At 58.4% G+C, this 12,039-nt stretch carries 11 protein-coding genes and 1 pseudogene; 1 reads left to right on the top strand and 11 read right to left on the bottom strand.

Annotation, left to right across the window (positions count from 1 at the left end):
- Positions 1-9: 9 nt before the first annotated feature.
- Positions 10-552 (bottom strand): YaeQ family protein, encoded by a 543-nt coding sequence (locus B3N48_RS00645; protein WP_296178382.1) that lies wholly within the window; start codon positions 550-552, stop codon positions 10-12.
- Between the two features lie 341 nt (positions 553-893).
- Between B3N48_RS00645 and B3N48_RS00640 the strand changes: the two genes are divergently transcribed.
- Positions 894-1,742 carry a TIGR02285 family protein gene (locus B3N48_RS00640; RefSeq protein WP_296178380.1) on the top strand — a complete coding sequence of 283 codons (849 nt, stop codon included), beginning with the start codon at positions 894-896 and terminating at the stop codon, positions 1,740-1,742.
- 162 nt (positions 1,743-1,904) lie between these two features.
- Here the strand turns inward: B3N48_RS00640 and B3N48_RS00635 are convergent, their stop codons facing one another.
- From B3N48_RS00635 to rpsP, 10 genes and pseudogenes are all read right to left on the bottom strand, one after another.
- Complete coding sequence (locus tag B3N48_RS00635; RefSeq protein ID WP_296178378.1) at positions 1,905-2,201, bottom strand: DUF3509 domain-containing protein; 297 nt, start codon at positions 2,199-2,201, stop codon at positions 1,905-1,907.
- A 368-nt stretch (positions 2,202-2,569) separates the two neighbouring features.
- Positions 2,570-4,807: pseudogene (locus tag B3N48_RS00630) on the bottom strand (transporter substrate-binding domain-containing protein); the annotation flags it as partial.
- 180 nt (positions 4,808-4,987) lie between these two features.
- Entirely contained in the window at positions 4,988-6,397 is a 1,410-nt protein-coding gene (gene thrC, locus B3N48_RS00625; protein ID WP_296178377.1) for a threonine synthase, read from the bottom strand.
- A gap of 151 nt (positions 6,398-6,548) precedes the next feature.
- The gene (locus tag B3N48_RS00620; RefSeq protein WP_296178374.1) at positions 6,549-7,853 is read right to left on the bottom strand and encodes a homoserine dehydrogenase; all 1,305 of its coding nucleotides are present in this window, start codon (positions 7,851-7,853) and stop codon (positions 6,549-6,551) included.
- An 87-nt stretch (positions 7,854-7,940) separates the two neighbouring features.
- The gene (gene dsbC / locus B3N48_RS00615; RefSeq protein WP_296178371.1) at positions 7,941-8,684 is read right to left on the bottom strand and encodes a bifunctional protein-disulfide isomerase/oxidoreductase DsbC; all 744 of its coding nucleotides are present in this window, start codon (positions 8,682-8,684) and stop codon (positions 7,941-7,943) included.
- Between the two features lie 168 nt (positions 8,685-8,852).
- A complete protein-coding gene (gene xerD / locus B3N48_RS00610) occupies positions 8,853-9,749 on the bottom strand; it encodes a site-specific tyrosine recombinase XerD (RefSeq protein ID WP_296178368.1) in 897 nt (298 codons plus the stop codon).
- A gap of 255 nt (positions 9,750-10,004) precedes the next feature.
- Positions 10,005-10,355 (bottom strand): 50S ribosomal protein L19, encoded by a 351-nt coding sequence (gene rplS, locus B3N48_RS00605; protein WP_008018567.1) that lies wholly within the window; start codon positions 10,353-10,355, stop codon positions 10,005-10,007.
- A 43-nt stretch (positions 10,356-10,398) separates the two neighbouring features.
- Entirely contained in the window at positions 10,399-11,151 is a 753-nt protein-coding gene (trmD, locus tag B3N48_RS00600; protein WP_296178360.1) for a tRNA (guanosine(37)-N1)-methyltransferase TrmD, read from the bottom strand.
- A gap of 3 nt (positions 11,152-11,154) precedes the next feature.
- Positions 11,155-11,691: a ribosome maturation factor RimM gene (gene rimM / locus B3N48_RS00595; protein ID WP_296178357.1), complete on the bottom strand. Its 537-nt coding sequence runs from the start codon at positions 11,689-11,691 to the stop codon at positions 11,155-11,157.
- Positions 11,692-11,696: 5 nt separating this feature from the next.
- Positions 11,697-11,948 carry a 30S ribosomal protein S16 gene (gene rpsP, locus B3N48_RS00590; protein WP_110949946.1) on the bottom strand — a complete coding sequence of 84 codons (252 nt, stop codon included), beginning with the start codon at positions 11,946-11,948 and terminating at the stop codon, positions 11,697-11,699.
- Positions 11,949-12,039 lie beyond the last annotated feature (91 nt).

The following is a 12,039-nucleotide window of genomic DNA, read 5'->3' as shown; positions in this document are numbered from 1 at the left end:
GGCTGGCGATCAGCCGCGCTCGCCGGCCAGCCATTGCAGTTGCACTTCGTGCTGACCACGATCGTCGGTCACGAAAATCGTGCCTTCGCTGATCATCACGTCCCACTTGATGACGCGGGGCATGTCTTTGGCCAACGTTTCCAGCACTTCCTGGGGCACGGCGGCTATGTTGACGTTTTTCAGGGTCTTGACCGCTGGGACGATCTTGCCTTCCCACACGCGCAGGCTGCCGTATGCCAGCAGGCTGGTGCGCTCGGTACGCCGGGAGCACCACGTCAGACGGTCGGCGTCGGGTTGACCGACTTCGATCCAGTGCAGCACGCGATCATCCAGACTTTTTTCCCACAAGGCAGGTTCATCGACATCGGACAGACCGCGGCCAAACGACAGCTGCTCGCTGTACCAGAAGGCGTAGGCCAGCAGGCGCACGGTCATGCGCTCTTCGGTTTCGGAAGGGTGACGGGCGATGGTCTGTTTGACGTTTTCGTAAACCCCGCGGTCGAGGTCGGTGAGGTTCAGTTCGAATTTGTAGGTCGTGGACGGCTGGGCCATGAACGGGCTTCTGAAGGACAGGAAAGGCGCCAAGTCTAACCGATGCACGCCCTGTTGAACGACCGAACTCACCGATTGATCGCCCGGCCGGACAAAATCGCCGTGCGCACCGCTGACAGGCTGCTTTACTCAATCGTGGGTCACGGGTGTTAAACAAATGAACCACACCGCCGATACGTTGGGGCAAGACCCACTATCGTGATGTTCACAGAGTAGGCCGTTGCGAAGTCAGACCGGATGGTGTGGAGGGCCGCGGCTTGAACCTCAGTCAGTATTTTCGGGATCTACATCGACGGATGGTCAAACGTTGCGGCCGCGCCCACAGACTCGGCATTCTCGTCATGCTCATTGCGTCTGTGTTGAGTGCGAGCCCTCGCACCGCACACGCCAAGGACACGCTCATTTGGCTGCTGCGCGACTTCCCGCCCCTGACCATCTTCACCGGCCCGCAAACCGGTCAGGGGGCGATCGACAGGTTGATGCCTGAATTGATCGCACGCATGCCGGAGTACAACCATCAGATCATGCACGTGAACTGCGCGCGGGGAACGCAAATGCTGCAAGATCCGGACGTATTCGCCTGCGATCCGACGCTGCTTTGGACGCCGGAACGGGCCAAAACGATTCTGTTCTCAATCCCCACCTACGCAACGCCCGGCAACGGCGTGACGATCGAGCGCAGGCATCACGCTAGGTTCGCGCCGTTTGTGGACAACGAAGGGTACCTTGACCTGGCAGCACTGTTGGAGAGCGACACAGTCAAGACCGGTATCGTCGCAGAGCGCAGCTACGGCCCGACCATCGACAAGATCCTGCGAAGCACTTCATTACCCGACAATCTGATCCTGCACTACGGCAATGCGGCGGTGGGCAGCATGTTGCAAATGGAGCGACTGGACCGTTTCCAGGCGCTGATCAGCTATTGGCCCGAAGCCCGGTATCACGCTCAGCAACAGGGCATTCCGCTAGAGGAACTGGAGTTTTTCCCGGTCAGGGGTGCACCCAAATACCAGTTCGCCCACTTTGGTTGTTCGAAGACCGACAAAGGCCGTGCGGCAATCGAGATCATCAACCGCGAAATGCGCACACTGCGCACTACTGAACTGGTCTCGTTCTATTCCGAATGGATGGTCGACAAGCAGCAGTACCTTCGGGACGCCAAGACCTTCTTCGATGAGGCGGAGCATTGAAAAACCCCAGGCAAAAAGAAACCCCGAGCAGCGGGGAGACTGCTCGGGGTCAACCGTGGTCCATCTTGGACCCGTACGGCAGGCAACATAAACACCGGAGCACAATGCCTGCGCCTGCCGTAATGGATAGGAGCCTATGTAATCGATAAGGTTCCCCGGGCGTCAGACAAAACCCTGACGCGCTGCGAAATTGTTGACCTGTGTCGCATTTCGCATCGCGGCGATGACGCAAGGCTCGATACGGCCTTCAGCCACCATCAAATCACGGTGCAGACCATCGACCACATCGGTCAATTGGCGCTTGTCACACAGCTGTGCAGCGGAATAGACACGCTCGATCACGGTCGCACCGGCTGCATTTTTCAGCGTCACCAGACGCTCGCCCTGAACCCCGGCAGCCCCCAGGCTCGCCTGATAAGGTGCCAGTGCTTCGCTTAGCAATAAGCTGATATTTTCCATCTGGATCACCACTCAACAGTTTGAATGCAAAGGTGCTTATCAATGACCATCGGCAGAAGCGGAAAGTTCTTTTGCCTCTGCAAAGCAGTCGTGAACTTGGAAAGCGCATCGCACCCGATAGACGGCATTCGCCGGACTTCCTGCCAGTGCCCGGCAGATCGCGGGGCAAGCTGCACTGCTACAGATGAACCGGCTTTTGTCTGGTGAAACGCGGTCGACTGTAGGCGTGAGCTTGCTCGCGATGCGGTTTGAACTGCCTTGGGGCGGGCCACTCCGCCCTCCCTTGTCACTGGAGCATGCCTAGCGAATGTGACAGACAGAATTCAGTCTTTTGACGGCCCGCCAGCGCACTGAGCCGGAAGGGTATCTACCAGTGTCGCCACCTCATGCGCAGAACGCTGGGCTGCCTCCAACCGCGCAGACGACGCCTGATCGCGACCCGACGCGTACTCACGTTCGACCTCAAGCAATCCCAAGAGGGTTGCCAGTGGCTCACGAATGTCCTGGCGAATGCTGGCCAACGACGCCCGCGTCGCACAGCTCCTCTGCTCCGCTTGGCGCAGGTCGCGTTCAAGCCGTTTACATTCGCTAATGTCGAGCCACCCTCCCAGCAGCCCTTGCAACTGTCCGTCGGCGTCATAGAACGGAACCGTCCATTGCCAGGCCTCGATGACGCGGCCTGAGAGCAGCATGCGGCGCTCCGTGAACACCGGTTGCTGTGTCTGCAACAGATTCATGTAGTCGGCATGCATCTGCTCTGCCGTCTCCTGCGGAATGAGATCGACGTCGATCAGACGCCGACCATTCATCTGTTCATAACTGATACCGAAGCTTTCTTCGTAGCTGCGGTTACAGGAGATCAATCGTCCTTGAAGGTCTCGCACGTAGATAGGGTTCGGGATGCCATCGAACAATGCGCGCTTGAAGGCCAATTGGTCATTGAGGTGCATTTCGGCCATCAATCGATGATGCACCTGCAATTTCAACCGGCTGCTCCAGAGCAGCGACACCAGTCCCAGCAGCATGGCCAGCGCGAGCAGCCAATACACCCAGTACGGTACGCGCTCCGGAAGCGTCGGCTGGGACGTGATTGTGCCCAACCACTTCATTCGGATGGCCCGCATCTCGGCCACTGGAAACTCATCCAGCGCCTTGTTCAGGATGCTCAACAGTTCGGGCTCGGTCTTGATCACGGCAAAACGGTCCGGTGACCATAAGCCCTCCACGCTCCGACCCACTTTCAGCTGACTGGAGAGTCCCGTCCACGCCCCCGCCTCGTTTTGAATCGTCGCCTCAGCCTGCCCGGTCTCCACCCATCGCCGGGCTTCTGCGTAGGTCGGCACCAAGGCCAATTGGACGTCGGGGTAGCGGGTGCGAATGAACTCCAGCAGTGCGTGACGGGCTGGCATCGCCAGGACTTTTCCGGACATCTCGGCCAGGCTCACGGGTCGGTCGTTATCCGCACGGACCACGTAAACCCAACTGTTGCCGCCGTAGGCATAGCTGAAATTCAGATACATCCTCCGCTCGGAGGTTTCAGCCAGGGTCGTATTCATGTCGACCGATCCCGATGCCAATGCATCCAGTGCAGTTTGGGTGGAAGGCATCGCCTCATGAACGAAATTGAGCCCCGTCATGCGCGAAATGCGATTGAGAATGTCGATGTTCAGCCCGACCCACTGACCGTTGGCATCTTGATAGATATACGGCGGATGCAGGGTAGACCCCACCATGACCTGGGGATGCTTGCGAACCCATTGCCGCTCGGCGGCGCTGAGGTGGATGCGCTGCTTTTCCACATCGGCACCAAGGCCTACGATCCAGCGGCTCTGGATTTCCCGGGTCACCGACTCATCCAGATCCCCCAGCGCCCGATTCAGCAACGCTAATAACGTGTCGCGATCTTTGCGAGTCGCAAACGCAAAGCCGCCCACGGGCAGCAAGCTTTCAGACTTGATGCTCAATCCCAGGTAAGGCCGCAGGGCAGTGTAGGCACGCGCGATCACTTCATTTCCAATGAACGCGTCGACGTCGCCCTGGGCCAGCGCTTCCATCGCGCTGAACATGGAAGGCGCCAAAATGATTTCGCTGTCTGGGTACAGTCGGTCTACGCGTTTGGCATCGGCATACCCCTCCAGTAGCGCAACGCGCTTGCCGCTCAGCGAAGTCGTCAGCGAAGGGTCGTTATGGCGCCCTACCACCACCGTCCGGTCGGGCAAGTAATCCTGGGTGAACGCCAACCCACCCACCGCCCGCTCATAGCCGCTGGCGCTGGTCAAGACGTCGACCTTTCCGGCCAGCAGCGCCGCGACAGCCTGGTCCCGCTTGGCAAACCCCGTCACGAGCACAGGAACGCCCAGTTTGGCACTGATCAGGCTCAGATAATCGGCACTGACGCCCTGATAGCGATTGCGGTCGCTGGTGATGTCGACAGGTTCGTAGTCGTCGATCGAGATGCCGACGCGAAGTGTTTTGTGTTGTTGCAGCCACTTGCGTTCGAAGGCTTCGAGCGCCATGGGCTGTTGTGCGAGGAATGGAGCGCCCACTACGAAGGGCAGGCTTTCGGCGCCCTGCCCTGCTCGGCTCCAGATACCCGCCAGCAGCATCATTGCGCACAGCAGATATCGAAGAATTGGGGTCTGGACGGGCACTCCCTGTGTGTCCATGTTCATGTTGTCTACCGCCACTTGTTGATCGCGAAAAATCAGAAATCTCGCGCAAGTGTGGCACGCATGAACAAGAAGGCCCGCCGAGGGGCGGGCCTTAGTTGTTACACGGCGATACCGTCAGAGCGGTTTGCCGCGATTGCCGTGCAGGCTGACAAACGCCTGCATGGCTTTCAGGTCGTTCGGCAGCACGGTGCACCGCTCATCCCGCTCGAACAAATCAGACAAATGTGCAGGCAGCTCGAGCGCTTTTCCTACACCTGCCTTTTGGACGGCTTCCGGAAACTTGACCGGGTGCGCAGTGCCCAGGATCACCATCGGGGTGTCGAGGCTGCGGCGGCAATCGCGGGCTGCCTTGACGCCGATGGCGGTGTGCGGATCCAGCACCTCGCCGGTGCTGGCGAAGACTTCTGCGATGGTTTCGCAGGTTTGCTCGTCGCTGACCGCCAGGGAGTCGAACAGCTTGCGTGTTTCGGTCCAGCGATCTTCCGCGACGCTGAAACCGCCACCCTGCTTGAAGCTCGACATCAGCTCGGCAATCGCAGCGCCGTTACGGCCGTGCATGTCGAACAACAGACGTTCGAAGTTCGACGACACCATGATGTCCATGGAAGGCGATAACGTGGCGTGCAGGGTTTCCTTGACGTACTGATTGCCGCTCATGAAGCGGTGCAGAATGTCGTTGCGGTTGGTCGCGACGATCAACTGACTGATGGGCAGACCCATGTTGCGCGCCAGGTAGCCGGCGAAGATGTCACCAAAGTTGCCGGTCGGCACCGAGAACGCCACCGATCGCGCCGGCCCGCCCAGTTGCAGCGCGGCATGGAAGTAATAAACGATCTGCGCCATGATCCGCGCCCAGTTGATCGAGTTCACCGCCACCAGTCGCGTGCCTTTCAGGAAGCCCTGGTCGGCAAAACTGTTCTTCACCATTTCCTGGCAGTCGTCGAAGTTGCCTTCGATGGCGATGTTGTGGATGTTTTCGCCAAAGATGGTGGTCATCTGGCGGCGCTGGACGTCCGACACACGCTTGTTCGGGTGCAGGATAAAGATGTCGACGTTTTCGCAACGGCGGCAGCCTTCGATGGCGGCAGACCCCGTATCACCGGACGTTGCGCCAATGATCACCACGCGCTCGCCGCGTTTCTCCAACACGTAATCCAGCAGGCGACCCAGCAGCTGCAAGGCAAAGTCCTTGAACGCCAGCGTCGGGCCGTGGAACAGCTCCATGACCCATTCGTTGCCGTTCAATTGACGCAGCGGGGCTACGGAGCTGTGAGCAAAAACGCCGTAGGTTTCTTCGAGAATTTTCTTGAAGTCGGCGTCCGGAATGCTGCCGGTGACGAACGGCCGCATCACGCGGAACGCCAGTTCGTGATAAGGCAGACCGGCCCACGACGCGATTTCTTCCTGAGTGAAGCGTGGCAGGTTTTCCGGAACGTACAGACCGCCATCGGTGGCGAGACCGGCGAGCAGCACATCTTCAAAGTTCAGGGCCGGCGCCTGGCCGCGAGTACTGATATAGCGCATTGGGGCAAACCTTTGGTTTGAGCGGCGAGCTTCGAGCTGCAAGCTACAAGTAAAAGCGAATCCGTTTTCACTTTCAGCCTGCGTCAGGAAGCTCACCGCAATGTGATTTTGATCTTGCTTGAATCTTGCAGCTCAAAGCTCGCAGCTGCTTTTAATTTAGGTGTTCGACGCGAATACGAACGACCGGGCCGGCCACGCCTTCCAGCGCCTCCAGCGCCTGAATGGCATCGTTGATGCGCTGCTCGACCACGCGATGGGTCAGCAGAATCATCGGCACCAGGCCATCTTGTTCCTCGGCCTCTTTCTGCATGATCGATTCGATATTGATGCCCCGCTCGGACAGGATGCTGGCGACCTGGGCCAGCACGCCCGGATGGTCCTTGGCCTGAATGCGCAGGTAATAGGCGCTCTCACAGTCCTGGATCGGCAGGATCGGGTGCGCAGACAGCGAATCCGGCTGGAAGGCGAGGTGCGGTACGCGATTTTCAGGGTCGGTGGTCAGGGCACGCACCACATCCACAAGGTCTGCAACCACGGACGAAGCGGTCGGTTCCATGCCAGCGCCTGCACCGTAGAACAGCGTCGAACCCGCGGCGTCGCCGTTGACCATCACCGCGTTCATCACGCCGTTGACGTTGGCGATCAGGCGATCCGCCGGGATCAACGTCGGGTGCACGCGCAACTCGATACCGGCCGACGTGCTGCGGGCCACGCCCAGGTGCTTGATGCGGTAACCCAACGCTTCGGCGTAATTCACATCCGCCGTGGTCAGTTTGGTGATGCCTTCGGTGTAGGCCTTATCGAATTGCAGCGGGATCCCGAAGGCGATGGACGCCAGGATAGTCAACTTGTGCGCGGCGTCGATGCCCTCGACGTCGAACGTCGGGTCGGCTTCGGCATACCCTAATGCCTGGGCTTCAGCCAGCACGTCCGGAAAGGTACGGCCCTTCTCGCGCATTTCGGTGAGGATGAAGTTACCGGTGCCGTTGATAATGCCCGCCACCCAGTTGATACGGTTGGCAGAAAGGCCTTCACGGATGGCCTTGATCACAGGGATGCCGCCAGCCACCGCAGCTTCGAAGGCCACAATGACGCCTTTTTCACGGGCCTTGGCGAAGATTTCGTTGCCGTGAACAGCGATCAGCGCCTTGTTGGCGGTGACCACATGCTTGCCATTCTCGATGGCCTTGAGGACCAGCTCGCGGGCCACGGTGTAGCCGCCGATCAGCTCGATCACGATGTCGATGTCGGGGTTGCTGGCGACGTCGAAAACGTCGGTCGTGATCGGGGTACCGGTAATCTGGCAATCGGGGTTTGGCGAACGCATGGCGATTTGCGCCACTTCGATTCCACGCCCGGCACGGCGGGCAATTTCCTCGGCGTTACGCTTTAGCACATTGAAGGTACCGCCACCGACAGTACCCAGCCCACAGATGCCTACTTTGACCGGTTTCACTATGAACTCCCCGTAAAACGACCGGCGCGGGCCGACCGTGAAAACAGCCGCCATACAGGGCGGCTCGCTGTTGAACTGGTTTATGGATTACTTGGCGGCGCTCAACGCCAATTTTGCCACTTGTGGCGCAGGCTGGTAACCCGGAATCACTTGACCGTCTGCCAGCACGATGGCCGGCGTGCCGTTCACACCGATCGCCTGGCCGATCTCGAACTGCTTGGTGACCGGGTTATCGCACTTGGGCGCCTTGATGTTCTTGCCATCGACCATGCGGTCCATGGCATCACGGCGGTCCTTGGAGCACCACACGGCTTGCAGTTGTTCATCACCCGGCGAACCCAGGCCCTGACGCGGGAAGGCGACGTAACGGACTTCGATACCACGCTTGTTCAGCTCCGGCACTTCACCGTGCAGTTTGTGGCAATACGGGCAAGTGGTGTCGGTAAAGACCGTGATATGCGACTTGGTCTCACCAACCGCCGGGTAGACCACCATCTCCCCGGTCGGAATACCGTTGATAGTCTTGGAGATCGCCTGACGCTCGACCTTCTCGGTCAGATTGACTGGCTTGCCGCCCTGAATCTGGTACAGGTTGCCCTGCATCACGAACTGCCCGTCAGCACTGGCATAGAGTACGCGACCGCCTTTGAGATTGACCTCGTACAGACCATTGAGCGGGCTGCTGGAGATGCTCTCGACCGGGATTTCCAGGTTCAGTGATTCCAGGGTCTTGCGAATGGCCTTGTCGGACGCGTCATCGGCGTGGGCGAACAGGCTGAACGTACTGGCGAGCGCTACGGCGGCTGCACCGATAAAACGAGTCACGCGCATGAAAACTCCTCGAGCGGTGGGCAGACGGATGGGATTGAAAACGACGAACGCGGGCGTGTCGGGGAGGTTTTCAAACCCCAATCTGCGAAACCGGCAAAGCCTATCACATAAGGCCCGCGAGGCCGACGCCGACTGATGTAAGACTCGTCGTAAATTCCGGCAGCAAAATTACCCGCGAGGGTGGTGTTTTGCATGCAGCTCTTGTAGGCGGGCGCGAGCGATGTGGGTGTAGATCTGCGTGGTGGACAAATCACTGTGCCCCAGCAGCATTTGAACCACGCGAAGATCAGCCCCATGGTTGAGCAGATGCGTGGCGAAGGCGTGGCGCAAGGTATGCGGCGACAGGGATTTGCCAATGCCTGCGACCTTGGCCTGGAGTTTGATGCGATGCCAGAACGTCTGCCGAGTCATCTGTTCGCCGCGCAAGCTGGGAAACAGAACATCACTGGGGCGGCCATTGAGCAACTCCTGTCGACCGTCGCGCAGATAGCGCTCGACCCAGACAATGGCCTCCTCCCCCATCGGCACCAGACGCTCTTTGCTGCCTTTGCCCATGATGCGCAATACACCCTGACGCAAGTTGACCTGCTCAAGGGTCAGGCTCACCAGTTCCGTGACCCGCAGCCCACAGGCATACAGCACTTCCAGCATCGCGCGGTCGCGCTGGCCGATGGCTTCACTCAGGTCAGGTGCGCCCAGCAGGGCTTCGACGTCCGCTTCGGACAACGATTTAGGCAAAGGCCTGCCCAGCTGCGGCATGTCGACCTGCAGCGTGGGATCGACGGCAATCAGCTTTTCCCGCAGCAAATAACGATAAAACCCTCGCACACCGGAAAGGAATCGTGCAGAAGAGCGTGCTTTGTAACCGTTGTCCACTCGCCAGGCGAGATGATCAAAAATCACTCCGCGCCCTACGCCCATCAGGTCAATGCTTCGCTCCTGCAACCAGCCGTTGAACAGCGCGAGATCGCTGCGATACGCATCACGGGTATTGTCAGACAACCCTCTCTCCAGCCACAGGGCGTCGAGGAAGCGGTCGATCATGGGATGGTCTAAAGCGGGCATGGAGTCAGACTTGAGCGAAGGGAGAACGGTGGGAGTCTTTCATATCCGTCAGTACGATACAAAATCGTCCGCACAGACATGATCTGTGGGAGTGCGCTTGCTGATGATAAGGGCTATCCAGCCGACAGTTTTTTGCAGCTGATACCGCATTCGTGAGCAAGCTCATTCCCACAGATTGAGTGCGGCCTGAACATGTTCAACAGGCATAAAAAAAGCAGCCCGTAGGCTGCTTCTTTTGGCATCGAAAGACTGGGATTAAACCAGTTTTTCCTTGATGCGAGCTGCTTTACCGGACAGGTCACGCAGGTAGTACAGCTTGGCCTTGCGAACGTCACCGCGACGTTTCACAGCCATGCTGTCGATTTGCGGGCTGTAGGTCTGGAAAGTACGCTCAACGCCAACACCGTTGGAGATTTTACGAACAGTGAAAGCACTGTTCACACCACGGTTACGCTTGGCGATAACAACGCCTTCGAACGCTTGCAGACGCGAACGGTCGCCTTCCTTCACTTTCACCTGAACGACAATGGTGTCGCCCGGGGCAAAGGGAGGGATCTCTTTAGTCATCTGCTCTGCTTCGAGTGCAAGAATGATTTTGTTAGTCATGCTGTGCTCCTAAGGTAAATCAGTCGGATCTACCATCGATACGTTAACTATCGTCCCGCTCACGGAGGTATTCCGCCAGCAGCTTCTTCTCTTCTCCAGAAAGCGAGCGGCTTTCCAGAAGATCGGCGCGTCGTTCATAGGTCCGCCCAAGGGACTGCTGTAAACGCCAACGCCGGATGTGTGCGTGATTGCCACTTAGCAACACGTCGGGAACACGCTGATCCGCATACACCTCCGGTCGGGTGTAGTGCGGGCAATCCAGCAGACCATCCGTGAAGGAGTCTTCCTCCGCGGAATCCACATGCCCTAAAGCTCCAGGCAGCAGTCGCGTAACCGCATCTATCAGGACCATGGCCGGCAACTCACCGCCAGACAACACATAGTCTCCAATCGACCACTCTTCATCGACATGAGCCTCAATAAAGCGCTCGTCAATGCCTTCATAACGACCAGCAATCAGGATGAGTACTTCTTCCTGCGCCAACTCGCGTACCGCAGACTGATCCAGCTTGCGGCCTTGTGGCGACAGGTAAATCACCTTCGCCGCATCCCCCGCTGCTTGCCTGGCCTGAACCAGAGCATCTTCCAGGGGCTTGATCTTCATCACCATGCCAGGTCCACCGCCAAACGGGCGATCGTCCACGGTGTGATGCCGATCCGTGGTGTAGTCCCGCGGATTCCAACAGGTGAGCTGCAACAGCCCCTGTTTCACCGCACGGCTGGTAATGCCGTATTCACTGATGGCGGAGAACATCTCGGGAAACAAACTGATGACTTCTATGCGCAGGCTAGCCATTGCTTAGAAATCCGCGTCCCAATCCACCTTCATCTCGCCTGCAACCAGATCGACGGCCAACACGCATTGCTCTGTGTAGGGCAACAAGCGCTCGCGATCATCCAGACTGCCTGCGCAGGGCTTGACCACCATTACATCGTTCGAGCCGGTTTCCAGAAGATGATCGATTTTCCCGAGCAATTGCCCAAGGTGGTCGATGACCTTCAAACCTACGAGCTGGTACCAGTAGTACTCGCCGTCGGTCAGATCAGGCAGCATGCTGCGTTGCACGCAGATCTCGTAACCCGCCAGAAGCCGAGCTTCTTCGCGGTCATCGAGACCCTTGAGCTTCGCGACCAGGAACTTGTCGCTCCCGCGCCCGCTGACCAGCTCAACCTGCTTCACACTCCCTTCGCGCTTGAGCGTCCAGGTTTTGTACTGCAACAGGTTTTCAGTCGGATCAGTAAAGGAATACACCTTCACTTCGCCACGAACGCCATGTACCGAATAAATCTTGCCGATGACGATCAAATCGTCGGCAGAAGCTGGCGTCGCGTTCATATTGCTCAGGCCGCAGCCTTGGCAGATTCCTTCAACAACTGAGCAACACGCTCAGAAGGTTGTGCACCAACGCTCAGCCAGTAGGCAACGCGCTCTTGGTTCACGGACAGACGGATTTCCTGACCACGGGCGACCGGGTTGAAGAAACCGATTTGTTCCTTGTGCGAACCGTCGCGTGGGTTACGGCTGTCGGTCACAGTCAGGTGGTAGAACGGGCGCTTTTTGGAGCCGCCAAGGGCAAGACGGATTGTTAGCATTGAACAAAATTCCTGTAGTCGGTGCTGCAAATCTAAGATGCACAGCGGGCATGGGTGCCCGAAAGGCCGCATATTCTAAGGAATATCCGGA

Source organism: Pseudomonas sp. UBA1879 (assembly GCF_002338065.1).
In the GTDB taxonomy this organism is placed as follows: Bacteria; Pseudomonadota; Gammaproteobacteria; order Pseudomonadales; family Pseudomonadaceae; genus Aquipseudomonas.
Note: the sequence above shows the minus strand (reverse complement) of the source record. Positions and strands in the feature narration are given on the sequence as shown.

Coding starts and splice junctions, on each gene's coding strand:
- B3N48_RS00645 (WP_296178382.1), bottom strand. CDS start 552: ATGGCCCAGCCGTCCACGACCTACAAATTCGAACTGAACCTCACCGAC.
- B3N48_RS00640 (WP_296178380.1), top strand. CDS start 894: ATGCTCATTGCGTCTGTGTTGAGTGCGAGCCCTCGCACCGCACACGCC.
- B3N48_RS00635 (WP_296178378.1), bottom strand. CDS start 2,201: ATGGAAAATATCAGCTTATTGCTAAGCGAAGCACTGGCACCTTATCAG.
- thrC (WP_296178377.1), bottom strand. CDS start 6,397: ATGCGCTATATCAGTACTCGCGGCCAGGCGCCGGCCCTGAACTTTGAA.
- dsbC (WP_296178371.1), bottom strand. CDS start 8,684: ATGCGCGTGACTCGTTTTATCGGTGCAGCCGCCGTAGCGCTCGCCAGT.
- xerD (WP_296178368.1), bottom strand. CDS start 9,749: ATGCCCGCTTTAGACCATCCCATGATCGACCGCTTCCTCGACGCCCTG.
- rplS (WP_008018567.1), bottom strand. CDS start 10,355: ATGACTAACAAAATCATTCTTGCACTCGAAGCAGAGCAGATGACTAAA.
- trmD (WP_296178360.1), bottom strand. CDS start 11,151: ATGGCTAGCCTGCGCATAGAAGTCATCAGTTTGTTTCCCGAGATGTTC.
- rimM (WP_296178357.1), bottom strand. CDS start 11,691: ATGAACGCGACGCCAGCTTCTGCCGACGATTTGATCGTCATCGGCAAG.
- rpsP (WP_110949946.1), bottom strand. CDS start 11,948: ATGCTAACAATCCGTCTTGCCCTTGGCGGCTCCAAAAAGCGCCCGTTC.